The 22,931-nt window shown below is 70.8% G+C and carries 24 protein-coding genes; 14 read left to right on the top strand and 10 right to left on the bottom strand.

The annotated features are described in order from the left end of the window. Window positions 1-4 precede the first annotated feature (4 nt). Together ABD126_RS14580 and ABD126_RS14575 are read right to left on the bottom strand one after the other, a co-directional pair. Entirely contained in the window at window positions 5-511 is a 507-nt protein-coding gene (locus tag ABD126_RS14580) for a DinB family protein (protein ID WP_343934341.1), read from the bottom strand. Further along, on the bottom strand, window positions 508-2,094 hold the full coding sequence (locus ABD126_RS14575; RefSeq protein WP_343934340.1) for a thiamine pyrophosphate-binding protein: 1,587 nt from the start codon (window positions 2,092-2,094) through the stop codon (window positions 508-510). Before ABD126_RS14575 ends, ABD126_RS14580 begins: the two co-directional genes overlap by 4 nt. A gap of 684 nt (window positions 2,095-2,778) precedes the next feature. Between ABD126_RS14575 and ABD126_RS14570 the strand changes: the two genes are divergently transcribed. The 7 genes from ABD126_RS14570 to ABD126_RS14540 all read left to right on the top strand — a co-directional run bounded on the left by ABD126_RS14570 (window position 2,779) and on the right by ABD126_RS14540 (window position 9,717). Further along, entirely contained in the window at window positions 2,779-3,744 is a 966-nt protein-coding gene (locus ABD126_RS14570; protein ID WP_343934339.1) for a hypothetical protein, read from the top strand. Between the two features lie 181 nt (window positions 3,745-3,925). Further along, entirely contained in the window at window positions 3,926-4,528 is a 603-nt protein-coding gene (locus ABD126_RS14565) for an ANTAR domain-containing response regulator (protein WP_343934338.1), read from the top strand. Window positions 4,529-4,836: 308 nt separating this feature from the next. After that, a complete protein-coding gene (locus ABD126_RS14560; RefSeq protein WP_343934337.1) occupies window positions 4,837-6,012 on the top strand; it encodes a branched-chain amino acid ABC transporter substrate-binding protein in 1,176 nt (391 codons plus the stop codon). A gap of 136 nt (window positions 6,013-6,148) precedes the next feature. Continuing rightward, on the top strand, window positions 6,149-7,111 hold the full coding sequence (locus ABD126_RS14555; protein WP_343934336.1) for a branched-chain amino acid ABC transporter permease: 963 nt from the start codon (window positions 6,149-6,151) through the stop codon (window positions 7,109-7,111). Then, on the top strand, window positions 7,108-8,250 hold the full coding sequence (locus ABD126_RS14550; RefSeq protein WP_343934335.1) for a branched-chain amino acid ABC transporter permease: 1,143 nt from the start codon (window positions 7,108-7,110) through the stop codon (window positions 8,248-8,250). Before ABD126_RS14555 ends, ABD126_RS14550 begins: the two co-directional genes overlap by 4 nt. Window positions 8,251-8,282: 32 nt before the next feature. Further along, window positions 8,283-9,023, top strand: a complete 741-nt coding sequence (locus tag ABD126_RS14545; RefSeq protein WP_343934635.1) for an ABC transporter ATP-binding protein — start codon at window positions 8,283-8,285, stop codon at window positions 9,021-9,023. Then, window positions 9,013-9,717: an ABC transporter ATP-binding protein gene (locus ABD126_RS14540; RefSeq protein WP_343934334.1), complete on the top strand. Its 705-nt coding sequence runs from the start codon at window positions 9,013-9,015 to the stop codon at window positions 9,715-9,717. The genes ABD126_RS14545 and ABD126_RS14540 overlap by 11 nt, the downstream gene beginning before the upstream one ends. A gap of 58 nt (window positions 9,718-9,775) precedes the next feature. On the opposite strand, the gene ABD126_RS14535 is transcribed toward ABD126_RS14540, so the two are convergent. Both ABD126_RS14535 and ABD126_RS14530 read right to left on the bottom strand, forming a co-directional pair. Next, window positions 9,776-10,321 carry a DUF4352 domain-containing protein gene (locus ABD126_RS14535; protein ID WP_343934333.1) on the bottom strand — a complete coding sequence of 182 codons (546 nt, stop codon included), beginning with the start codon at window positions 10,319-10,321 and terminating at the stop codon, window positions 9,776-9,778. Window positions 10,322-10,324: 3 nt separating this feature from the next. Further along, window positions 10,325-10,768: a hotdog fold thioesterase gene (locus tag ABD126_RS14530; RefSeq protein ID WP_425542809.1), complete on the bottom strand. Its 444-nt coding sequence runs from the start codon at window positions 10,766-10,768 to the stop codon at window positions 10,325-10,327. A 31-nt stretch (window positions 10,769-10,799) separates the two neighbouring features. Here ABD126_RS14530 and polA point away from each other — a divergent pair, with 31 nt between their 5' ends. Continuing rightward, on the top strand, window positions 10,800-13,469 hold the full coding sequence (polA, locus tag ABD126_RS14525) for a DNA polymerase I (RefSeq protein ID WP_343934331.1): 2,670 nt from the start codon (window positions 10,800-10,802) through the stop codon (window positions 13,467-13,469). Window positions 13,470-14,182: 713 nt separating this feature from the next. Here polA and ABD126_RS14520 read toward each other — a convergent pair. Next, window positions 14,183-14,626 carry a winged helix-turn-helix transcriptional regulator gene (locus tag ABD126_RS14520; RefSeq protein WP_343934330.1) on the bottom strand — a complete coding sequence of 148 codons (444 nt, stop codon included), beginning with the start codon at window positions 14,624-14,626 and terminating at the stop codon, window positions 14,183-14,185. Window positions 14,627-14,702: 76 nt separating this feature from the next. Between ABD126_RS14520 and ABD126_RS14515 the strand changes: the two genes are divergently transcribed. The 3 genes from ABD126_RS14515 to ABD126_RS14505 all read left to right on the top strand — a co-directional run bounded on the left by ABD126_RS14515 (window position 14,703) and on the right by ABD126_RS14505 (window position 17,369). Then, entirely contained in the window at window positions 14,703-15,209 is a 507-nt protein-coding gene (locus ABD126_RS14515) for a GNAT family N-acetyltransferase (protein WP_343934329.1), read from the top strand. A gap of 14 nt (window positions 15,210-15,223) precedes the next feature. Beyond that, complete coding sequence (locus tag ABD126_RS14510; RefSeq protein ID WP_343934328.1) at window positions 15,224-16,522, top strand: alpha/beta hydrolase family protein; 1,299 nt, start codon at window positions 15,224-15,226, stop codon at window positions 16,520-16,522. Window positions 16,523-16,607: 85 nt separating this feature from the next. Next, entirely contained in the window at window positions 16,608-17,369 is a 762-nt protein-coding gene (locus ABD126_RS14505) for an STAS domain-containing protein (RefSeq protein WP_343934327.1), read from the top strand. A 6-nt stretch (window positions 17,370-17,375) separates the two neighbouring features. Here the strand turns inward: ABD126_RS14505 and ABD126_RS14500 are convergent, their stop codons facing one another. Continuing rightward, window positions 17,376-17,987: a hypothetical protein gene (locus ABD126_RS14500; protein WP_343934326.1), complete on the bottom strand. Its 612-nt coding sequence runs from the start codon at window positions 17,985-17,987 to the stop codon at window positions 17,376-17,378. 107 nt (window positions 17,988-18,094) lie between these two features. Further along, window positions 18,095-18,256 (bottom strand): hypothetical protein, encoded by a 162-nt coding sequence (locus ABD126_RS14495; protein ID WP_343934325.1) that lies wholly within the window; start codon window positions 18,254-18,256, stop codon window positions 18,095-18,097. Here ABD126_RS14495 and ABD126_RS14490 point away from each other — a divergent pair. Genes ABD126_RS14490 through ABD126_RS14480 form a run of 3 tightly spaced genes read left to right on the top strand, consistent with a single transcriptional unit; the run spans window position 18,186 to window position 19,648 of the window. Then, window positions 18,186-18,464 (top strand): TetR family transcriptional regulator C-terminal domain-containing protein, encoded by a 279-nt coding sequence (locus ABD126_RS14490; protein WP_343934634.1) that lies wholly within the window; start codon window positions 18,186-18,188, stop codon window positions 18,462-18,464. The genes ABD126_RS14495 and ABD126_RS14490 overlap by 71 nt on opposite strands. Window positions 18,465-18,473: 9 nt before the next feature. Then, window positions 18,474-19,070 (top strand): AAA family ATPase, encoded by a 597-nt coding sequence (locus ABD126_RS14485; RefSeq protein ID WP_343934324.1) that lies wholly within the window; start codon window positions 18,474-18,476, stop codon window positions 19,068-19,070. Continuing rightward, window positions 19,067-19,648: a Rossmann-fold NAD(P)-binding domain-containing protein gene (locus tag ABD126_RS14480; protein ID WP_343934323.1), complete on the top strand. Its 582-nt coding sequence runs from the start codon at window positions 19,067-19,069 to the stop codon at window positions 19,646-19,648. Before ABD126_RS14485 ends, ABD126_RS14480 begins: the two co-directional genes overlap by 4 nt. Before the next feature lie 11 nt (window positions 19,649-19,659). Here ABD126_RS14480 and ABD126_RS14475 read toward each other — a convergent pair whose 3' ends face one another. From ABD126_RS14475 to ABD126_RS14465, 3 genes are read right to left on the bottom strand one after another with little or no spacing between them, the layout of a single operon-like run. Continuing rightward, window positions 19,660-20,250, bottom strand: a complete 591-nt coding sequence (locus ABD126_RS14475) for a TetR/AcrR family transcriptional regulator (protein WP_343934322.1) — start codon at window positions 20,248-20,250, stop codon at window positions 19,660-19,662. Continuing rightward, the gene (locus tag ABD126_RS14470; RefSeq protein ID WP_343934321.1) at window positions 20,247-22,142 is read right to left on the bottom strand and encodes a YhgE/Pip family protein; all 1,896 of its coding nucleotides are present in this window, start codon (window positions 22,140-22,142) and stop codon (window positions 20,247-20,249) included. The genes ABD126_RS14475 and ABD126_RS14470 overlap by 4 nt, the downstream gene beginning before the upstream one ends. After that, complete coding sequence (locus ABD126_RS14465; protein ID WP_343934320.1) at window positions 22,139-22,825, bottom strand: ATP-binding cassette domain-containing protein; 687 nt, start codon at window positions 22,823-22,825, stop codon at window positions 22,139-22,141. Before ABD126_RS14465 ends, ABD126_RS14470 begins: the two co-directional genes overlap by 4 nt. Between the last annotated feature and the right edge of the window lie 106 nt (window positions 22,826-22,931).

The raw sequence follows: 22,931 nt of genomic DNA, 5'->3' as shown, positions 1-22,931 counted from the left end.
GGGCCTACTCGCCCTTCTCGCCGTCGGCCAGTTCGCGCAGGAAGTCCAGGTGGCCGACGTGCCGGCCGGTCTCCTGGACGAGGTGGGCGAGCACCCAGCGCAGCGTCCGGCCGTTGCCGTCGCGGTCGGCGCGGGTGCGGTCGCCGGGCGCGAGACCCGCGATGGCCCGCGCGGACCGCTCCCACTCGGCGCGGTAGCCGGCCAGCACGGACTCCACGGTCTCGTGGTCCTCGACCAGCCAGGACGCGTCGGCGTCCGCGCCCCACAGCGCCGGGACGTCCTGCCCGCCGGCCTCGATGGACAGCCAGTACCGCTCCACGGCGGTCAGGTGCTTGATCACGCCCAGCGCGGTGACGACGGGGGAGGTGGGGATGGGCGCGGCCGTGGCCAGGTCGCGGCTCAGGCCCTCGACCTTGCCGACCGCGGTCAGGCGCAGGAACGTGAGGAAGTCGGTGAGCAGGCGCAACTCGTCGTCGGCGGCGGCGCGCGGCCACGCACGGTTCGAACTCATGTTCGAACTTTACGGTACCAGCGGGGCGAGGTGTTCACCGGAGGCTTCAGGGCCGCTTTGACGACCAGGACGTTGGGGCCGTCGGCGGCCGTGCACTCGCGCAGGCGTTCCCGGAAGTCGTGGCCGAAGCCGTCCACGGTGGATGACGGGATGCCGAAGCTTCTGGTCAGGGCCTCGAAGTCCGGGGTGTGCAGGTCGACGCCGTGGGCGGGGTGGCCGGCCTGGACCTGGTCGTAGCGCAGCATGCCGTAGCCGCCGTCGTCGACCAGGACGACCGTGACCGGCAGGTCTTCTTGGGCGGCCGTGGCGAGGTCGCCGCACGCGAACAGGAACCCGCCGTCCCCGCACACGGCGACCGTGCGGCCCGTGACGGCCGCGCCGAGGGCGGCGGGGAAGCCGAAGCCGAGCGTGCCCCAGCCGACCGGGTAGGCCAGCGAGCGGGGTCGGGTGACCCGGTGGAAGCCGCCGATCCAGTAGCCGGCGACGCACATGTCCGCGACGACCCGGTGGCCTTCCAGGGCGTCGAGCAGGCCGGTGACCTGCGGTTCGTCCTGGGCGACGGCTTCCCGGGCGATCTTGTTCAGGGTCGCGACGCGTTCGGCCGCGGTGGGCGGTCGGTGGCCGTCGAGGGCTTTGACCAGGGCTTCGGTGACCGTTCGGGCGTCGCCGCGCAGGGTGACGTCCGGCGGGTAGTTGCGGATGGTGTCGACGTTGATCGAGAGGAGCTTGGGCGGGGCGGGCTGGAGCCAGTTCTGGGTCATCATGCCGTCGAAGTCGCTGCCGATGCCGATGACCAGGTCGGCCTCGTCCCAGAGCGCGCCGATCTCCGGCAGGTGGACGGGTCCGTGGACGACGTGGGGGTGGTCGACCAGCCCCTTCGCGGCGTAGGTGGTGAGGATCGGGGCGTCGAGGCGCTCGGCCAGGTCGCCGATCGCGGGGCCGGCCTGGGCGCGGTGCGCGCCGCCGCCGGCCCAGATGAGCGGCCGGCGGGCTTGGGCGATGAGGTCGAGGGCGGCGTCGAGGGGCGGGGTGACCGGCGCCTTCTCGGGGATCTTGTGCCACGGGCCGGTGGGGGCGGTGAGGTGGTCGGTGGGGATGCCGAGGTAGACCGGCCCGTGCGGGGCGGTGGTGGCGAGGAAGGCGGCGTTGTCGGCGTAGGTGCCCAGGTCGAGGGGGTTGCGCAGGGTCCAGCCGCCCTTGACGACCGGCAGGAACATGGCGCGCTGGTCGCGGGTCTCGTGCAGGACGCCCCGGTACTCGCCGGGTCGGCGCAGGTGGGAGGGGATGTCGGTGGCGACGACGAGCACGGGCGACCCGGACGCCATCGCCTCGCCGGTGGCCCCGAGGCAGTTGGCCGCGCCGGGGCCGGTGGTCACGATGGCGACGCCGAGCCGGCCGGTGGCGCGGGCGTACCCGTCGGCGGCGTAGACGGCGGTCTGCTCGTGCCGGACCCCGACGAGCCGCACGGGGGAGTCGCGCAGCGCCTCCCAGATCGGAAGGTTGTGGACGCCGGGAAGCCCGAAGACCACCTCGACCCCGTGCGCCACCAACACCTCGACCAACCGCGCCGCCCCGGTCACCATGCGCCGAAGCTAGGGACTGCGACCGGCCGGGGCAATGAACCACGGGGAACACTGTCGCTCAGCACCAGCACCGCTGTGAGCGGCTCGGGGCGGCCGGGCGGCGGGCCGCCGGGGCACGAGACGCTCGGGCGGAGGGCAGCTGGGCAGCGCGCCATCTCCGGCCCGCCGCCGCCGAGCCGTCCGCCCGCCCGCCGAGCCGCCCGCCCGCCGAGCCGTCCCACCGAGCCGTCCGCCCGCCGACCGCCGAGATGCCGCCGTCCGGAAGTCGCGCCGGCCGCCCGCCCAATCCGCGATCCCCGAAGCGCACACCCACCCGCACACCGCGATCACCACACCTGTGCGGAGCCGACCGGGAAGCGTATATCCAGAGCACACTTCCCGCCGCCGGACGGCCGCTTCGCGTTCGATCAACAGGTGGCCGCCGGCCCCCGATCACCATTCTGCCGGCGGGGTACGACAATTCCGCGGGCAAAGCGTCCCCGGGTAAAGCGCTCGCCGTGGCTGGTAACCTCTGGGGTGGCGTGTGTGGGCAGACGTGAGGCTGGAGCCACCTCCCGGCAAACGGGTGGCATGATCCGCCGCGGGGTGTGGGCACCCCTGTCCTCGGGCTCGACCTTCCACCAGCAGCCGACGCGTGTGCCGCGTCCTTGTGCGCCGAGCCGGGCGGCGGGAGCGAGGACCGCGATGTCACGTTCGTCGTTGACCGAACAATTGGTCGACCTGCGCCGCGGCTATACCGGCGAAAACCTCTCCCAGGCCGTTCCGGCCGTGAAATCCGTGCTGCACGGCCTGCCCGACGACCGGCGGCAGCGGGTGGTCGACGCCCTGCGCGGGAAGGCCGACGTCCGGGGGCTGTTCCTGCCGGACGCGCCCACCGACGACCAGCGGTCGTTGGAGTGCGTCCTGCTCCAGACCGCCACCGACGCCGCCTCCCACCTGCAACTCCGGCCCCCTGCCTCGATGCTGCGACCGGCGCACGTCTTCGCCGCCGTGCAACCCGGCGACACCGTCCGCCTGCACCTCGCCGAGCACGCCCTCGGCCCGTTGCTCTACGAACTGCTCCCGCGGCAGGAGGACCGCTGGGTCGCGGGCGTCCCCGGGCTGCGCGTCACGAGGCACCCCCGGTCCGTGGAACTCCGGCTGCTCGACCTCGACGCGAGCGCGATCCTCTCCGGCGTGGACGACGCCGCCTGGGCGGTCGGCATGAAGTACGTCCACACCCTGCTCAAGGGTCGTGACCTGCACGGACCGTTCATCGAGGGCCCGCTGACCGCCGTCGAGGAAGAGCACCTCGAACAACACTCCCGACCGAACGGGCTGGGCAGCGCCGTCCTGCGCCGCTACCACCTGTTCACCACCGCCCCCTGGCTGCGGTCGCTGCCCCGCGGGGACGAGTGGTGGCTGGAGTGGCCGCGCGGCCTCGGTGTCACGACCGTCGCCGACCGCCTGCTGCACCCCGTCTTCGGCGTCCCGGGCGCCACCGAGGTGCCCAGCGCGACCGGCGGGCTGGGCCTGGGCACCGGCTGGTACGACCTCTACCTGCGGGAGGTCGAACCGCCCGACCCGGCGGGCGAGGAGGCGCTGGGCCGCTTCGAGTGGCCCGAGGGCGTCACCGGCTGGTGGGAGCCGCCGCAGAAGACGACCACGTAAACAACGTTCACGGTGGAGCGGCGGAAGGCCTGTTCAGGGCACCGCGGACCGACCGGGTGACATCGGTGTCGGCGATCACGGTGCGACGCCGGCCGTCCGCCGCTCCCGCGCCGGTAGACTGCCCTTTCGGCCGGTGCGACCGCGTCGAGAGCCACCAGTGACGAGTTGTAGGAGGACCCCGGTGACCCAACAGGCTGCCGAGGCCCAGCGGACCGCGCCCCGTCGCGTGCTCGTGGCCGAGGACGAAGCCCTGATCCGCCTCGACCTGGTCGAGATGCTCCGCGAGGAGGGCTACGAGGTGGCGGGCCAGGCCGCCGACGGCGACGAGGCCGTGACGCTGGCCGAGGACCTGCGCCCCGACCTGGTCATCATGGACGTCAAGATGCCCAAGGTCGACGGCATCGAGGCCGCCAGCGCCATCGCCGGCAAGCGCATCGCCCCGGTGGTCATCCTGACCGCCTTCAGCCAGCGCGACCTGGTCGAACGCGCCCGCGACGCCGGCGCCATGGCCTACCTGGTCAAGCCGTTCGCCAAGCGCGACCTGGTGCCCGCGATCGAGCTGGCCATGAGCCGGTTCGCCGAGCTGCAGGCGCTGGAGAACGAGGTCGCCGGCCTCAACGAGCGCCTGGAGACGCGAAAGGTCGTCGAGCGCGCCAAGGGTTTGCTGATGACCAAGCAGGGTCTGTCGGAGCCCGAGGCTTTCCGGTGGGTGCAGCGCACCGCCATGGACCGCCGCACGACCATGAAGGCCGTCGCCGAAGCGGTCATCGAAAACTTCGGCTGAGTTCGACCACTTACCACGCCAGGGCGTCCGTTACCTGTTCAGGGTTACCTGTTCGGGTATCGGACGCCCTGTCGTGCTCATTGTTGGTTACTGCCCGCAATGGTGTTGTGACCTGCGGCTATTTGAGCTGGATTTAAGACTGTTAACCGGCACGCATTTGCCCCGGTGACTACCGTCACGATGTGGACACAGAGCAGTAAGACCACCTGTTCACGGAACTCATCTGAAGCTACGTTCCTGCCCTAACCCAAGCCCTCGTGCGAGGGCTCCGCCTACCGGCGGGCTGGTTGGTCATGGGAGGTATTCCGGTGTCAGGAGCACGACTCGGCCGAGTTCTCGCGCTGGCGGCGGCTTCGTCGCTGGTGCTTGCGGCTTGCGCCGGCGGCGGTGGCGGTGGCACGGGTGGCGGCGACTCCACCACGGTCAAGATCGGGTTCATGGGTGACCTCACCGGCGAGAACTCGGCGATCGTGATCCCGCCGTACAACGGCGCGAAGATGGCGATCGACGAGTACAACGCCAAGAACCCCAAGAACAAGATCGAGCTGATCAAGTACGACAGCCAGGGCAAGCCCGACCAGGCGACCTCGCTGATCACCAAGGCCGTCGGCACCGACAAGATCGTCGCCCTCATCGGGCCGGCGTTCTCCGGTGAGTCCAAGGCCATCGGCGGCACCCTGGAGGAGAACAAGATCCCCAGCGTCTCGCCGTCCGCCACGAACCCGGGCCTGGCGAAGAACGGCTGGACCTACTGGCACCGCGTCGTGGCCAACGACGACGACCAGGGTCCCGGCATCGCCGACTTCCTGATCAAGGCGAAGTCCCCGAAGAAGGCGTTCGTCCTCTCCGACGACCAGGAGTACAGCGTCGGCATCGCCGAGGCCGTCACCAAGACGCTGAAGGAGAAGGGCGTCGCGGTCGAGAACGACAAGTTCGCGAAGGACGCGTCGGACTACTCCTCGACCGTCACCAAGGTGAAGTCCGCCAACCCGGACATCATCTTCTTCGGCGGCTACTACGCCCAGGGCGGTCGCCTGCTCAAGCAGCTGCGTGACGGCGGCGTGTCCGCGACCTTCGCCTCCGGCGACGGCTCGCTGGACCAGCAGCTGGTCAGCGGCGCGGGCGCGACCGCGGCCGAGGGCGCCGTCGTCGGCTGCCCCTGCAACATCCCGTCCGCCGACGTGACCGGCACGCTGAAGACGTTCTTCGACAACTACAAGAAGAGCGCCAACGCCGACCCGGCCATCTACGCCACCGAGGGCTACGACGCCGCGACCGCCTTCATCAAGGCCGTCGAGGCGGGCAACACCACCTCGGACACGATCAACAACTTCCTGAAGACGGTCAGCTTCGAGGGCGTGTCCAAGCCGATCAAGTTCAAGGCCAACGGCGAGCCCGAGAACAACGACATCTTCGTCTACCAGGTCAAGGGTGGTGTCCTCAAGCTGCTCGGCCCGTCGGCCAGCGCCAAGCTTGAGGGCTGATCTGTCGAGACGGCAGTTTCAAAGCAAGTTAGCGCGCTGGGGAGCGGGTTCGTCGTGCTGGATGGCGACGTCCCGCTCCCCGCCACTATGGCGAAGATGCTCTCTCCCCCGCCCCGTCTCGTGAGGCAAACCTGTCATGCTTGATGATTTCCTGAACCAGTTCCTACCCAGCACGGTGGGTGGACTGGTGATCGGTTCGATCTACGCGCTGGTCGCCCTGGGCTACACGATGGTCTACGGCGTGCTGCGCTTGATCAACTTCGCGCACTCCGAGATCTTCATGATCGGCACCTTCGCGTCCCTGGTGACGCTGCTGGCGTTCGCGCCGACGGCTCCCCTCGCCGGGTTCGCGATGGTCGGGATGCTCGTGCTGTTGATGCTCGTGTCCGCAGCCGTCTCCGGTGGCGCCGCCGTCCTGCTGGAAACGGTGGCCTACCGGCCGCTGCGCAAGCGCGGCGCGACCCGACTGGCCGCCCTGATCTCCGCGATCGGCGCGTCGCTGTTCCTCCAGGAGTTCTTCGCGCTCGTCGCGATCCCCTGGCTGATCGACAAGCCGGGCCGCAACCAGGCCTCCGCGCCGCGCTACGTCGCCCGCGACGTCCTGTTCAAGATCGGCAACGCCGAGGTCCGGCTCGACCACGTCATCGTCGTGATCGCCGCCATCCTGGTGATGGTCACCCTGGACCGGGTCGTGAACAAGACGCGCATCGGCCGCGGCATCCGGGCCACGGCCCAGGACCCCGAAGCGGCCGTCCTCATGGGCGTCAGCATCGACAACATCGTGCGGGTCACCTTCCTGCTCGGCGGCGCGATGGCCGGTGTGGCCGGTTCCCTCTACATCATGGAGATCGAGAACACCTCGTACTTCATCGGGTTCGTCCTCGGCATCAAGGCGTTCACCGCGGCCGTCCTCGGCGGCATCGGCAACCTGCGCGGCGCCCTGCTCGGCGGCATCGTCCTCGGGCTCATCGAGAACTGGGGCGCGATCTTCCTCGGGTCCGAGTGGAAGGACGTCATCGCGTTCACCGTCCTGGTGGTCGTGCTGATGTTCCGGCCCACCGGCATCCTCGGTGAATCGCTGCAAAAGGCACGCGCATGAAAGGCGACGAAGTGACGAGGGAAGAGACTCCCGTGAAGCGAGGCGGGCTGGGTGCCATCGGGCACGGCTTCGACCGCATGCGCGACTGGTGGGAGCACGCCAAGGTCTGGCAGCGCTACCTGGTCTACATCGCACTCGTGGTCGGCGCGCTGATCCTGCCGGCGCCCGCGATCGGGCAGATCATGTCGCCCGGCTCGGACTGGACCAGCGTCCTGGTCTACCCGATCGGCACCTACATCCTGCTGGCCATCGGCCTCAACGTGGTCGTCGGCCAGGCCGGTCTGCTCGACCTCGGGTTCGTGGCGTTCTTCGCCATCGGCGGCTACTCGGTCGCCTACTACGGCACCCAGTACGGCTGGAACTACTGGGCCACGGTCGTGTTCGGCATCGCGCTGGCCGCCGTCTCGGGCGTCATCCTCGGCGCGCCGACGCTGCGGTTGCGCGGCGACTACCTCGCGATCGTGACGCTGGGCTTCGGTGAGATCGTCCGCATCACCGCGAACAACACCGACGAGATCGGCGGCGCCCGCGGCATCACCGGCGTCCCGCACCCGCCGCCCATCTTCGGCACCAAGTTCCTGCTCGACCCGGCGCCGTACTACTACCTGATGATCGCCGCGATCGTCGTGGTCATCATCTTCTCGGTGCGGCTGCAGAAGTCGCGCGTGGGCCGCGCGTGGGCCGCGATCCGCGAGGACGAGGACGCCGCCGAGCTGATGGGCGTGCCGACGTTCAAGTTCAAGCTGCTGGCCTTCGCCATCGGCGCGATGATCGGTGGCCTGGCGGGCGGCATCTACGCCGGCAAGGCCGTGTTCATCGAGCCCAACACGTTCCCGTTCATCCTGTCCGCGACGATCCTCGCCGCGGTCGTGCTGGGCGGCTCGGGCAACCTGCCCGGCGTGATCCTGGGCGCGTTCCTCATCGGCTGGCTGCCCGAGCGGTTCCGCGACTTCGCCGACTACCGCATCCTGGTCTTCGGCGGCGTGCTGGTGCTGATGATGGCGCTGCGGCCGGAGGGCCTGCTGCCGTCGCGGCGGCGCAAGGCGGAACTGCACGAGGGAACCGGCGGCATGGGCACCATGGGCGCCGAGGTCCCCGGTCCGGACACCGATGTCTCGACGGCGGAGGCGGCCAAGTGAGCACTCCCGTCCTTCAGCTCGACAACGTGACGATGCGCTTCGGCGGCGTCGTGGCGCTGCGCGAAGCGAAGATCAGCATCGCCGAGGGCGAGATCTTCGCCCTGATCGGCCCGAACGGCGCCGGCAAGACCACCGTGTTCAACGTGGTCACCGGCGTGTACCAGCCCACCGAGGGCCAGGTGCTGTTCAAGGGCGAGCGCATCGACGGCACCAAGCGGTTCCGCATCACCAAGAAGGGCATCGCCCGCACGTTCCAGAACATCCGGCTGTTCCACAACATGTCGGCCCTGGAGAACGTGATGGTGGGCGCGGACGCGCACCACAAGACCGGTGCCGTCGGCGCCACGCTGAACCTGCCGTGGCACCGCAAGGAGGAGCGGCGCGGACGCGAGCTGGCGCGGGAGCTGCTCGACTTCGTCGGCATCTCCGCGCGCATGACCGAGACCGCGAAGAACCTCCCGTACGGCGACCAGCGCCGGCTGGAGATCGCCCGCGCGCTGGCCACCGACCCGAAGCTGCTGCTGCTCGACGAGCCCGCCGCGGGCATGAACCCCGCGGAGAAGATCGCGCTGCAGGAGCTGATCCGCAAGATCCGGGACAGCGGCCGGACCGTCTTGCTGATCGAGCACGACATGAGCCTGGTCATGGGCGTCAGCGACCGCGTCGCGGTGCTCGACTTCGGCCAACTGATCGCAGAAGGGCTGCCGCACGAGGTGCAGAACGACCCGAAGGTCATCGAGGCGTACCTGGGGGTGTCCGAAGATGCTTCTTGAGGTCAAGGACATCCACGTCCACTACGGCAAGATCGCCGCGATCAAGGGCTTGAGCCTCCAGGTGAACGAGGGTGAGATCGTCTCCCTGATCGGCGCCAACGGCGCCGGCAAGACGACCACCCTGAAGACCATCTCGGGCCTGCGCCCGCTCAGCAGCGGCAGCGTCGTGTTCAACGGCCAGGACATCTCCAAGATGCCCGGCCACAAGCGCGTGCAGCTGGGCATCGGCCAGTCCCCCGAGGGTCGGGGCGTCTTCCCGGGCATGACCGTCCAGGAGAACCTCCTCATGGGCGCGTACATGCGCAAGGACGACCTGACCAAGGACCTGGAAGAGGTCTACGGGCTGTTCCCGCGGCTGGCCGAGCGCAAGAACCAGTTCGGCGGCACCATGTCCGGCGGCGAGCAGCAGATGATCGCCATCGGCCGGGCCCTGATGACCAAGCCCAAGGTGCTGTTGCTCGACGAGCCGTCCATGGGCCTCGCGCCCATGCTGATCGCGCAGATCTTCGAGATCATCAAGGAGATCAACAAGCGCGGCACGACGGTGCTCCTGGTCGAGCAGAACGCGCAGCAGGCGCTGAAGCTGTCCGACCGGGCCTACGTCCTGGAGACCGGCCGCGTGGTGAAGTCGGCCCCGGGCCTGGACCTGTTGGACGACCCGCAGGTGCGCGCCGCCTACCTCGGCGGGCACTGAGGACGCGTTAGGCCGCGAAGGCCCGCCCCCTCCTTCGTCGGAGGGGGCGGGCCTTCGTTCACTGCGCGAGCAGGATCTCGGTGCCGGAGACGTCCTGCGGGTCGGCCAGGGTGGGGCCGCCGAACACCTTGATCCCGAGGGGCTTCGCGTCCTTCGGGATGTCGTAGTACACGTCGTACTCCAGGCGGACGTTCGCGCCCAGGTCCAACGTGTCCGGCTGGCGCTTGATCAGCATCGCCTGCAGGTCGACCGCGTGCTCGGCCTTCCGGTCGTCGATCAGGACGTGCTTGCGGGCGTTGAACTGGACGCTGCTGCGGCCGTTGTTCACCACCGACATCCTGATCCGGACGTACTGGCCCTTCGCGGGCATCTCCGCGTGGCTGCCGACCAGGCTGGGCAGCTCGGCGGTCAGCCCCAGGAGGGTGAACGCCGTCTCGCCGTCACCCGCCGTCGGGACCCGCAGGACCTTCTCGTCCGGGCGGACCGGGACATTGGGGACGGGGTAGGTGGCCGAGCCGGAGCTGGGCGGCGGTTCGGTGACCGCGGGCACGTCCGCGCACCCCGCTGCCAACAGGACCGCCGCGACTCCCACTACCCAGCGCACCCCTCAAACCTTAGGCGCTTCCTTGAGGAAGCACGTGAGCCGCGCCGTGCACGAGCGCCGGCCCTGGTCGTCGGTGATGACGATCTCGTAGGTGGCCGTGGACCGCCCCCGGTGGATGGGGGTGCACACGCCGGTCACCATGCCCTCGGTGACGCCCCGGTGGTGGGTCACGGACAGCTCCAGGCCGACCGCGATGCGCTCGGGCGCGGCGTGCATGGCGGCGGCGATCGAGCCCAGCGTCTCGGCCAGGGTCGCGTTCGCGCCGCCGTGGAGCAGGCCGTACGGCTGGCGGTTGCCCTTCACCGGCATGGTGCCCACGAGGCGGTCGGCATCCCATTGGGTGATCTCGATGCCCATCCGGGCGGTCAACTGCTCGTCCGCGACCGCCTGGTCGGCGCCGGGGACGTCCACGGGGTTGGGGCTCACGGGCTGCTCCACTCGGTGCATGACTGTCGGACCCTCACCCTAGACTCGCCCCGTGAGCACTTCAGAAGCCTCCCGCCTGCTGCTGGTCGACGGCCACTCGATGGCCTACCGGGCGTTCTTCGCGCTGCCCAAGGAGAACTTCCAGACCGGCACGGGGCAGACCACCAACGCGGTCTACGGCTTCACCTCGATGCTGATCAACCTGCTGCGCGACGAGCAGCCCACCCACATCGCGGTCGCGTTCGACGTCTCGCGCAAGACCTTCCGCACCGAGGCCTACGCCGAGTACAAGGCCGGTCGCAGCGCGACACCGGACGAGTTCCGCGGCCAGGTCAGCCTGATCCAGGACGTGCTGGCGGCCCTCCAGATCCCGACGCTGGAGAAGGAGAACTACGAGGCCGACGACGTCATCGCCACGCTCACCACGCAGGCGACGGAGCTGGGCTACGAGGTCCTCATCTGCACCGGCGACCGCGACGCGTTGCAGCTGGTCAACGACAAGGTGACCGTGCTGTACCCGGTCAAGGGCGTGTCGGAGATGGCCCGCTACACCCCCGAGCTGGTGCTGGAGAAGCAGGGCGTCGCGCCCGCGCTCTACGCCGACTACGCGGCCGTGCGCGGCGACTCCTCGGACAACCTGCCCAACACGCCGGGCGTGGGTCCCAAGACGATCGTCAAGCTGCTCAACCAGTTCGGGTCGCTCAACGGCCTGATCGACCACGTCGACGAGGTGCCCGGCAAGACCGGCGACGCGATCCGCGCGAACCTGACCAACATCATGCTCAACCGGCAGCTCACCGAGCTGGTCCGGGACGTCGAGCTGCCCGTCGGGCCCGCCGACCTCGCGGCCAAGCCGTGGGACCGGGACGCCGTGCACCGGCTGTTCGACGAGCTGGAGTTCCGGGTCCTGCGCGACCGGCTGTTCGCCACCCTGTCCACCGCCGAGCCCGAGGCCGAGGAGGGCTTCGAGGTCTCCGGCGGCACCGTCGAACCCGGCGCGCTGGCGGCGTGGCTGGACGCCCACGCGCGCGGCCGGCGGGTCGGGCTGGCGTTCAAGCACACCGGCGTGGACCTGGAGGGGATCGGGTTCGCCGGCGGCGAGGGCGGGTACGTCGAGGTCGCCGCGCTGACCGAGGACGACGAGCGGGCGCTGGCCGCCTGGCTCGCCGACCCCGACCAGCCCAAGGCCGGCCACGACCTGAAGCTGCCGCTGCGGGCCGTGCGCGCGCGCGGCTGGACGCTGCGCGGGACCACCAGCGACACGGCGCTGGCGGCGTACCTGGTGCGGCCGGGGCAGCGGTCGTTCAGCCTCGACGACCTGGCGCTGCGCTACCTCAAGCGCGAGCTGCGCGCGGAGGAGTCCTCCGACGGCCAGCTGTCGCTGCTGGCCGACGAGGCCGAGGAGCGGGAGAAGACCGCCCAGGCGGTGATCCTGCGGGCCTTCGCGGTGGCCGAGCTGGCCGACGCGCTGGACGCGCAGCTGGTGGAGACGGGTCAGGCGCACCTGCTGGCCGACCTGGAGCTGCCGCTGATGCACGTGCTGGACGAGGTCGAGGCGGTCGGCATCGCGATCGACTCCGAGCACCTCGCGGCACTGGAGGCGCACTTCGCGGCGGGGGTGAAGCAGGCCGCGCAGGACGCGTACTCGGTGATCGGCAAGGAGATCAACCTCGGCTCGCCCAAGCAGCTCCAGACGGTGCTGTTCGACGAGCTGAACATGCCGAAGACGAAGAAGACCAAGACCGGGTACACCACCGACGCGGACGCGCTGCAGAACCTGTTCGAGGCCACGCAGCACCCGTTCCTGCAGCACCTGCTGGCGCACCGGGACGTCACCCGGCTCAAGTCCACCGTGGACGGCCTGCTGAAGTCGGTCGCCGACGACGGCCGCATCCACACGACGTTCCACCAGACCATCGCCGCGACCGGCCGGCTGTCCTCGACGGACCCGAACCTGCAGAACATCCCGATCCGCACCGAGGAGGGCCGGCGCATCCGCGAGGCCTTCGTGGTCGGTCCGGGCTTCGCGGAGCTGATGACCGCCGACTACAGCCAGATCGAGATGCGCATCATGGCCCACCTGTCCGAGGACGAGGGCCTGATCGAGGCGTTCCGGTCGGGTGAGGACCTCCACACGTTCGTGGCCTCGCGGGCGTTCTCCGTGCCGACCACGGAGGTGACGGGCGAGCAGCGGCGCCGGGTGAAGGCGATGTCGTACGGCCTGGCGTACGGCCTGTCGGAGTTCGGCCTGGCACAACAGCTGCGCATCTCCACGGCCGAGGCGCGGGAGCAGAAGGAGGCGTACTTCGCCCGCTTCGGCGGCGTGCGCGACTACCTGCACGCGGTCGTCGAGGACGCCCGCAAGAAGGGCTACACGGAGACCATCCTGGGCCGGCGGCGCTACCTGCCCGACCTGACCAGCGACAACCGCCAGCGGCGCGAGATGGCCGAGCGGATGGCGCTCAACGCGCCGATCCAGGGTTCGGCGGCGGACATCATCAAGGTGGCGATGCTCGGGGTGTTCCGGGCGCTGGCCGAGGCCGGCCTGCGGTCGCGGATGCTGCTCCAGGTGCACGACGAACTGGTGCTGGAGGTCGCGGAGGGGGAGCGGGAAGCCGTGGAAACCCTGGTCCGCGAGCAGATGGGGCGGGCGTACGAGCTGTCCGTGCCGATGGAGGTCTCAGTCGGCTTCGGCCGTTCCTGGGACGACGCGGCACACTAAACACAGCCACGGCACTGCTTTCGGACGCGCGAAGCGCGGCCCGCCGCGCAGCGGCGTTCTTCGCCGCGCTCCGCGCGGCGGGCTGGGCTCCCAGCCACAAGGGGCCTTCGTGTTCCCCACCGTATGACCTGCCCGAAGGGCTACCACACTTTTCGGGGGTCGGGCCAAAAAGTTTTGCGAGGAACGAGCAAAAGTTTTTCGACCGACCCCCGAAAAGTGTGGTCGGCTCCGCCAGGTCATGCGGTGGGGAACACGCAGGCCCTTCCCCCCACTGGAGGCCTCCCCAGCCGCTTTTGATCTTGAGAGCGCGCCAGCGCGTTGCGCGAAGCGCTCAAGAGCGCGAAGCGCGTCCGAGGTCAAGAGAGCGGAGCGCGTCCTGTTAGGACCCGCGAAGCGTGGGCTTGAGAGCGACAGCGTGAGTTCAAAGAGTAAAAGAGCCTCGCCGGCGGGCGAGCCACCGAAGATGGACACAACTGCCAAAGCGGGGGCTTCTTGCTTGTGCCATCTCCGCATGGCCCGGCAAAGCCAACCACACTTTTGGTCGGGTGCCGCTAAAATTTTTGCTCGTCCCTCACAAAAATTTCGGCTGCACCCGACCAAAAGTGTGGTAGCCCTTCGGGCGGGCCATACGGAGATGACACAAGCAAGAAGCCCGGCTTGGGTTGTGTCCCCTCCGGTGGACTGCCCGCTTGCGGCTTCGCCGCTCTGGTTTGTCAGCGCAGGCGGGTGACTCGTACGTCGCGTGCGCCTACGCCTTCGCCGCACGTCGTGCACTCGACCTTCACGTCCACGTCCCCGCCGCAGTCCTTGTGGTGCAGGTCGAACGACGGGCCGTCGGCCGGGGCCATCCACTTGTCGCCCCACTTGCGCAGGGCCATCAGCACCGGGTACAGGTCCAGGCCCTTCTCGGTGAGCCGGTACTCGTAGCGGGTGCGCGAGTCCTTGTACGGGACGCGCCGCAGGATGCCCTCGTCCACGAACGTCGCCAGTCGCTCGGTCAGCACGCTGCGCGAGATGTCCATGGCGGACTGGAAGTCCTCGAACCGGCGCGTCCCCAGGAACGCCTGCCGGAGCAGCAGCAGCGTCCACCGCTCGCCCAGCAGGGCGGCGGGCAGCGACAGCGTGCACAGCTCGTCGACGACCTTGACGCGGGACATGGCCTCCAGAATACCCCTTGCGTTCGAAAACTGGACCCAGCTAGGGTTCGGAATCCGAACCTTGGGGGCGTGTCCGATGACCACTGTTCGCGTGCTCGACCGGGAAGGGGCCGGCGCCGCCGTCGACGCCGTGTTCGACGGTCTCTCCGCCCAGAGCCGCTACCTGCGGTTCCACGCCCCGATGCCGCGCCTGACCGCGTCCATGCGGCGGCAGTTGACCGACCTGGACGGCTGGCAGCGCGCCGCCGTCGTCGCCGAGTGCGGGCAGCGGGCGGTCGGCATCGCCCGGTTGGCCGCGACCAGCGGGGGCTGCGCGGAGATGGCGGTCGCCGTCGTGGACCGGTGGCAGCGCAAGGGGGTCGGCACGCGCCTGATCACCGCCCTGGGCAACCTCGCCGTAGAATTGGACTACTCGGCGCTGACCGGCGACATCCTGCACGAGAACCTCGCGATGATGGCCCTGGTCCGCCGCGCCTTCCCCGGCGCGCGACTGGAACCCACCGAGGACGAGGTCGTGCGGGTGACCTACCCGCTCACCTTCACGCTCACCCACGAGGAGCTGGTGGCGGACTTGCGCTGGTGACCACAATCGAGGCCATGCGAAAGGTACTCGGGTTGACCGCGGTCCTGGTGCTCCTCCTCGCCACGCCGCACGCGTCGGCCTCCCCACCACCGGACCAGCCGCTGCCCGGGTACACGATCGACAACCCGCCGCTGCCGCCCGCCACCGTCGGCGGCCAACCCAGCCGGGTCCTCCAGGGCGTGCACAGGCACGCCGCCTACACCATCGAGGTCCCGCCCCGCTGGAACGGCCGGCTCGCGATGTGGGCGCACGGCTACCGCGGCGCGAGCACCGTGCTCACCGTGGACCCGCCCGGCTACGGCCTGCGCCAGAAGCTGCTCGACCAGGGCTTCGCGTGGGCGGCCTCCAGCTACTACGCCAACAACTACGACGTGAAGGCCGGCGTCGAGAGCACCCACGACCTGGCGCGGGAGTTCGCCAAGCTGGTCGACAAGCCCAAGGACGTGTTCCTGCTCGGCGTCTCCATGGGCGGCCACGTCACCGGGCGGTCGCTGGAGCAGTACCCGCACTTCTACAAGGGCGCGCTGCCGATGTGCGGCGTGCTCGGCGACCACGAGCTGTTCGACTTCTTCCTGGACTACCAGGTGGTGGCGCAGGCGCTGGCCGGCATCGACGCCTACCCGCTGCCCGACGACTACCTGTCCGCCGTCGTGCCGCGCATCAAGGACGCCCTCGGCCTCAACGGCACGCCCAACGACCTCGGCAAGCAGTTCGCGCAGGTCGTGATCAACCGGTCCGGCGGGCCGCGACCGGGCGCGGAGGCGGCGTTCGCGTTCTGGAAGGACTTCCTGTTCCAGCTGTCCGCGACCAGCACCGGCGACGGCCTGTCCACCAACCCGAGCCAGCTCGCCACCAACGTCCTCACGCACTACGCCCCGAACTCGCCGGTGGACCTCAACCAGAAGACCGAGCGGGTGCTCCCGGAGAACCCGAAGGCGCGGCTGACCCCGAAACTGACCGAGGTCCCGCGCATCGCCGGCCGCCCGACCGCGCCCGTGCTGTCCCTGCACAACCTCGGCGACCTGTTCGTGCCGTTCTCGATGGAGCAGCAGTACCGGCGGGACGTGCGCCTGCACGGCAAGGGCGACGCCCTGGTGCAGCGGGCGATCCGGGCGGTCAACCACTGCGAGTTCAGCCCCGCCGAGGCGGGCCGGGCCTGGGACGACCTGGTCGCCTGGGTGGACACCGGCAAGCGGCCCGACGGCGACGTCGTGGACGACCCGGCGGTGGTCGCGGCGCCGACCTACGGCTGCCGGTTCACCGACCCGACCGCGTACGGGACGGGCAGCCGCAAGCTGTTCGCCGCTTGCTGAGCGGTATCGATCGGCGGTCGGACAACCGGGTGGTGCCGCCGGCAGGGTCTCGGGCGCATGCCCCCGGACGGTATGGGATGGGGAGGTGCACAACTCGCCGGATGCCGCCGCCGGTACGACGCGCCTGGACCTGCGGGCCCGCGCGCGGGGTGGGGTGACCGTGCTGTCCCCCTCGGGGCGGTTGGACCTGTCGACCTACGCGGCCTTGCGCGACGGGCTGCTCAAGCACGTCGCCGAGCAGCCCGTCGCCGTGGTCGTCGTGCTCGGGCCGGCGCTGGAGATCGGCAGCGACACGCTGGCCGGGGTGTTCGGCGCGGTGTGGCTGCGGTCCTGCCGGTGGCCGGGCGTGCCGGTGGTGCTGGTCGCCACCGCCGACCGGCACCGCCGCCTGCTCTCGCGCACCGGGCTGCGCCGGTTCCTGCCGTGCCACGACCGGTTGAGCACGGCGCTGGCCGAGGTGGGCGCGCCGCCGCCGCGCCGCCGCGACCAGGCCGTGCTGCCCGCCGACCCCGACGCCTCCGACCTGGCCCGCGACTTCACCCGCCGCACCTGCCAGTCCTGGGGCGGCCTGCACGAGGTGACCGCGCGGGCGGTGTTGCTGGCGGCCGAGCTGGTGGTGGCCGCCCGGCGGCTGTCCGGCCGGGCCACCACGCTGGAGCTGCGCGTGGAGCGGACGCCGCGGCAGCTCACCGTGGCCGTCCGCTACACCTCCGCGCAGCCGCCCCACCCGAGCCGGGCGCCGGACATGACCCGGGTGCACCGCCTGGCGACCGCGTGCGGTTCGACGCCGACCCTGGGGCGGGGCGACATCGTGTGGGCCGCGGTCGCGCTGGCCGACTCGTCGTGACGGGGGTCAGCAGGTGGTGAACAGGTCCAGGGCGGCCTGGTCGGCCCTCGGGTCGTCCTCGGACATGATCGCCTCGCGCAGCGCCCGCGCCGCGTCCCGGCACTTGGCGGCCGACGCGCTGTCGTCCTCGGCGCGCTTGCGGGCGGTCTCGGCGGACTTCTGCGCGTCCTTCGCCTTGGCCGCCTCGTCCTGCGCGTCCTTGAGCTGCTTGGCGGAGTCGGAGACCTGCTTCTCCTTCTCCGCGACCTGACCGGTCAGCCGGTCGTTCCTGCTCGACTCGTTCGCGAACAGGATGCCGAACACGCCGGCGGTCGCGAAGAACACCACCGCGATGATCGACAACACGACCAGACCGGTCTTCTTGCGCGGCGCCGCGGGCGCACCCGACGCAACCGAAGTCGGCGGCGGGAAACCACCGGCCGGCGTGGCGGGCTGGAATCCGTCGGTCGGCGTGGCGGGCGGAAAGACCCCGGGCGGCGTGGCGGGTGCGAAACCGTCGGCCGGCGTGGCGGGCGCGGTCGGCTGGACCTGCGCGACCTGCTCGGGGTGGAGGCTGTAGGGCTCCAGCACCGGGAACGACGGCGGGTTCTCCGGTCTTCCGGAGTCCGGGTAGGTCATGGCAATCCCCCCTGAAAGATGTGCGCCCAGTATGGAGGCAGCCGCACGTTCCCGGAACTGGAATTCCCGTTTCCGCACAAATGATCCCGCGTTACGTGAATCGCATCTCAAGAACAGGCGATCGGAGTACCGGAACGCAGCGCGCGCACCCCGACGGGCACCAGTTCGCCCAACAACCCGACCCCGATCGACAACGCCATCGGCCGCGCGTCCGGGTGCACGCCGCTCGCCGCGCGCAGCCCGACGCCCGCCAACGCGCCCGCTACCACCCAACCCCACGTCCGGAGCAGTCAGGTCCACGCCCGGCAGGCCGCGCACCCCGATCCCGGTCAGCACCACCGGCGGCGGCAGCGGCTGGCGGCGCTGCTGGACGGGCTGGCCGTGAACGCCGTGCTCCAGCCGGACCTGATGATCCCGGCGAAGATGCGCGCCGTGTTGCGCCGTCACCTCGATGGACTGGCGGCGTCACGGCGGTAGCCTGGCCCGGTGCCGCTTCTGGGACCTGCCGACGAGTTGCCCCGACCGCCCCGCCGGGTCGTCGTCGCGGGCACGTCGGGCTCCGGCAAGACCACGTTGGCGCGCCACATCGCCGCGGAACTCGGCTTGTCCTATGTGGAGATGGACTCGCTGTTCCACGGTCCACAGTGGACGCCACGGCCGGAGTTCGAGGACGACGTGCGCGCGCTGGTGCGCGGCGAGGCGTGGGCCACGGAGTGGCAGTACACCCGGGCCCGCCCGATGCTGCTGGAACGCGCGGACACCCTCGTGTGGCTGGACCACCGCAAGCACACCGTGCTGCGGCGGATCACCGTCCGCACGGTGCGCCGCAGGCTGCGCAACGAGCAGTTGTGGAACGGCAACGTGGAGCCGCCGTTGCGCACCGTGTTCACCGACCGGGAGCACATCCTGCGCTGGGCGTGGAAGTCCCACCGCCGGACCGGCGAACGGGTGGCGGCGGTGCTGGCGGGCGAGCACGGTCCCCGACTGGCGGTGGTCCGCCTGCGCGGGCAGCGTGAAGTGGACCAGTGGCGCGCCGGACCCCTCCGGCGCGCGGCGGAGCGCGGTGAGAGGTCGGTGCGATGAGAACGGCGTTGGTGCTGGGTGGAACCGGCATGCTGAAGGGCTGCGCGGACGAGCTCCTGGCGCAGGGGTGGCGGGTGGTCCTCCCCAGCCGCCGCGCGGGCTCCGGTCCGGGGTCGGCGGCCCGGCGGGCCCTGGGCGCCCGCGGCCACGTGCCCCAGCACGAGGGCAACCAGCCGAAGCTGGTCGAGGCGGACTGGTCGCGGCCTGCGGAACTGGCCGAACGCGTCCAAGCGGTCCTGGAGGCGCCCGCCGACCTGTTGGTGGCCTGGGTGCACGCGAGCTACCGGGTCCCGGTCCTGGAGGCGGTGGCCCCGCTGCTCGCCCCCGGCGCGCCGGTCGTGGAGGTCCACGACATCGGCGACATCAACCCCCGCGAGGGCGTGCGGGACCCGATCCTGGCCGGTCACCCGACCCAGCAGGTGGTGCTGGGCTTCATCCGCCACGGCTCCACCACGCGCTGGCTCAGCCACGAGGAGACCTCGGTCGGCGTCCTGGAGGCGGTGCACCGGGCGCTGGACGGCAAGTCGCCCTCCATCCACCAGATCGGCGAGGTGGACACCTGGGTGGTCCGCTCGTAGCCCGGGGCGGGTCAGGGCTTGAGGCCGCGCACCAGCAGCAGCACGGCCTCGCGGACCTCGGTCAGCGTCCGCTCGGGCTGGAAGACCTGCCAGTCCAGGGCGATCACCAGCAGGGTGCCGAACAGCGCCGCCGACGCCGTGCCCACCTGCACCCCGTCGGGCAGCCGGCCCTCGTCGGACAACCGCTGCATCTGCCCCCGCACGATCGACACGATGTCGTCGCGCAGCAGGCTCAGCGTCCCGTGCCACTGGCCCGGCGTCCGCCACAGCTCGCTGACCAGCAGCTGCCCGAACGCCGGGTACTCGGCGAAGAAGCCGAGCATCCCGTCGACCAGCGACTCCATCGCGCGGTCGGTCTCGGCCTCGCCCTCCGCCACCCGCAGGCGGGCCGCCAGCAGGTCCACGCCGTGCCGCAGCAGGGCGTCCACCAGGGCGTCCTTGCTGGCGAAGTTGTAGTACACGGTGCCCTTCGCGACCCCGGCCTCCGCGGCGATCTCGTCGACCGTCACGCTCGCCGCACCCCGTTCGCCGACCAGCTTCAGGGCCGCGTCGAACAACTTCTGCTTGGTCACGGCGGTGCGGCCGGGGCGCGTGCCGGTCACAGCACCAGCTCGGGCTTGAGGCGAGACGGGGTCCACACCCGCTGCTTGTACGCGGCCAGCGTCGACAAGGCAAGGGCGCCGACGAGGTAGGCCACCAGGATCAGGGCGTCGGTCCCGACGCTGCCCAGCGACCCGCCGTACATCAGGTGCCGCAGGCCGTCGACCGCGTACCCCATGGGCAGGCCGTAGTGCAGCGGGTACAGCGGCACCGGGATGGTCTGCCACGGGAACGTGCCGCCGGCGCTGACCAGTTGCAGGATCAGCAGCACCAGGCCGATGAACTTGCCGACCGCGCCGAACAGGGCGTTCAACGCGTGCAGCACGGCCACGAACGTCGCCGACGTCAGCAGCAGGAACCCCAGCGTGCCCAGCGGGTGCGACGGCCGGATGTCCACCACCAGCGCCACCACCGAGAACATGATCACCACCTGCGCCGCGCCCAGCAGGACACCCGGCAGCCAGCCGCCCAGCGCGACCCGCACCGCGTTCTGCCCGGCCGCGAGGCCCCGCTTGGACAGCGGCTTGAGCAGCAGGAACAGCACGAACGCGCCGATCCAGGTGGCCAGGCCCAGGAAGAACGGGGCCAGGCCCGCGCCGTAGGTGCCCGCCGAGGTCTGGCTGACGCCGCGCACGTTCACCGGGTCGCCGATGGTGTCGGCGGTGGCGTGGCGGGTCGGGTCGTCGGGGTTGGGGATCTGCTGGATGCCCGCGTTCAGCCCGTCGCGCAGCTGGTTCGCGCCGTCCACGAGCTTCTGCTCGCCGTCGCGCAACGACAGCGCGCCGTCGCGCAGTTGGGCGTTGCCGCTCGCGACCTGCGCCGCGCCGTCGTTGAGACGGGTGATCGCGTCGGTGAGGGCCGGGGTGGCGGCGGCGAGCTGGGCCGCGCCGTCGGCGACCTGCTTGGACCCGTCCGACAGCGTCCGCAACTGCCCGGCCGCGCCCTGGACCTTGGCGTTCGCGTCGTCCACCGGCGCGCGGACATCGGTCATGGCCTGCACGACCCGCTGCACCTGCTCCTCGGTGAACCCGGCCGCGCGCAGGCGGTTCGCGACGTCGCCGTTGAACTGGTCCAGCCGGCCCACCAGAGCCTGCGACTTGGCCGCGTAGTCCTCGGCGGTCCGGGCGACGGTCTCGTTGCCGTCGGAGACCTGCTTCGCGCCGTCGGCCAGCTGTTGGGACTTGCGCGGCAGGTCGGCCGTCGAGTCACGCAGTTGCTTCAGGCCCGCCGAGACCTGCGCCGACCCGTCGGCCAGCGGCACCGCGCCGTTGACGATCTTCACGCTGCCGTCGTAGGCCTCCTGCGTGCCGGCCGCCAGCCGGGTCGCGCCGTCGGCGGCCTCCACGGTCTTCTGCCGGATCGTGGAGAACCCGAGCAGGAACCTGTCCGCCGCCTCCGCGCCCACCTTCACCGACACCGACCGGCGCACCTCCGCGACCACCTGGTTGGCGATGGTCGAGCCGAGGTAGTTGTTGGCGTCGTTGGTGGTCAGCATGATCACGCCCTGGCGCGGCTGGAAGTCGCCGGCGGACAGCAGGGCCTGCGAGAAGTCCTCGGGCAGCGTCAGCGCGAAGGTGTACTTGCCGCCGCGCACGCCCGCCTCGGCGTCCTCTTCGCTCACCCGGTGCCAGTCGAACTTGTCGCCGTTCACCAGCTCGGCGGCGACCTCCTCGCCGGCGTTCTTGAAGGTGCCGTCGCTCGCGGTCGCGCCCTTGTCCTGCACGACCAGCGCGGCGGGCACCTGCTTGAGGTTCGCGTACGGGTCCTTGTTGGCGTAGAGGTAGAGGGCGGCGTAGAGCAGCGGCACCAGGCACAGGGCGAGCACGGCCAGCTTGGGCAGCTTGCCTGAGGTGATGCGGCGCAGCTCGTTGAACGCCATCCGCAGGGCGGTCACGACTTCTCCTCGGAGTCTTCGGTGTTCTCGGCGGCGGCGTCGTCGGCGTTGTCGGTCGCGTTGCCGGTCGCGTTGTCGGCGTTGTCGCAGCCCAGGCGCGCGGCGGGAACGTCCAGCGCGGCGGCGGAGGTGGTGGTGCACAGCACGACCACGGACCGCTCGGCGCTCACCTGCTCGCGGGCCAACTTCCACCAGGTGGCGGGATCGCCGTGGTACCGGTCGGGGGTGTCCAGCACGAGGACCTCGGCCCCGGGCCGCCCGGCGGCCAGTTCCAGCATCAGCGAGCACCGCAGATCGGCCGGCACGTACTCGTAACGCGTGGTCAGGTGCTCGTCCGCGCCGCGCTCGACCAGCCAGTCGGCCACGGCCTTGCGCCCGCTGCGGCGCCCGTTCATGGCCAGCTCCTCGCCGACCACGCCCGCCAGCGTCAGCGACGCCTCCGGCTCGTTCACCCCGGGGGAGTCGACCAGCACGACGTGCCGCCGCAACAGCGCGGCGTCCGGCGACACGGACCCGGTGCTGGGCCGCAGCCGGCCCGACAGCACCAGCCCGAACGCGGTGTGCCCGGCCCCGGGCGGTCCCGCCACCAGCGCCGCCCCGCCCGCCGGCACGCGCAGTCCGGTCGGCTTGAGCAACGGGCCGTGCGGCCCGGCGACGCCGACGCGCTGGGCGTGGATCTCCACGAGGTGCCCTCCTTTGAACTGACCGGTCAGTTCAAATAGTGGCGCAGGCGGCGGCCCCCGGCAACTCGAACGCGTGTGACGTCGATCGACCGCCGCTACAGCATGC

This window comes from Saccharothrix mutabilis subsp. mutabilis (genome assembly GCF_039521145.1).
Taxonomy (GTDB): domain Bacteria; phylum Actinomycetota; class Actinomycetes; order Mycobacteriales; family Pseudonocardiaceae; genus Actinosynnema; species Actinosynnema mutabilis.
The sequence above is the reverse complement of the archived record's forward strand: the minus strand, read 5'-3'. Positions and strand labels throughout refer to the sequence as shown.